This window comes from Yersinia sp. 1252 StPb PI (assembly GCF_048593885.1).
Taxonomy (GTDB): Bacteria; Pseudomonadota; Gammaproteobacteria; order Enterobacterales; family Enterobacteriaceae; genus Yersinia; species Yersinia enterocolitica_E.
Genome location: NZ_JAZGQE010000479.1, coordinates 1 through 496, shown reverse-complemented (window position 1 = coordinate 496; position 496 = coordinate 1). Strand labels below are relative to the sequence as shown.

The window sequence follows — 496 nt, the reverse complement described above, 5'->3', positions numbered from 1 at the left end:
ATTACTATTTTAATCACAATTATAACTTAGCGATTACATTTACTTTTCTTTGAACCTCGTTAAAAGTAGTATGCCTAACTCTGGCACACACCATTTTTAGTTTAGAATTCAACTCCAGAGAAATAAGTTGTTTTGGGTCATCATCAAGAATATTTCTATTCTGATCCAGGAAAGCATACATGTGATTAATCTGCTCAAACTGTCCTCTAAAAACGCCAAACTCATCAGTGTTCAATTTTTTCAGAACTGAAAAATCGTTTACACACTGATTGCTTGTATTGTTCTTAATAATGGTAGCCGTTTTCTTTTCTGATTCGGTTTTATCTTTTGTCGCGCATCCTCCTAAAAATGTACTGACCATCAATATCACTATTGCTACTGATTTCATAAAATTCCCTTATAAAAAATCACTGATTATCTGTTCACTAATTATTATTTTATGCCACTGCATTTCAACCCTGAGCATCAATAAATTAAATTGATGACGACGTTATAC

General features: G+C 32.1%; 1 protein-coding gene. It reads right to left on the bottom strand.

The window, feature by feature from the left end:
- Positions 1-19 precede the first annotated feature (19 nt).
- Positions 20-388 (bottom strand): hypothetical protein, encoded by a 369-nt coding sequence (locus tag V2A85_RS24415; protein WP_420072651.1) that lies wholly within the window; start codon positions 386-388, stop codon positions 20-22.
- Positions 389-496 lie beyond the last annotated feature (108 nt).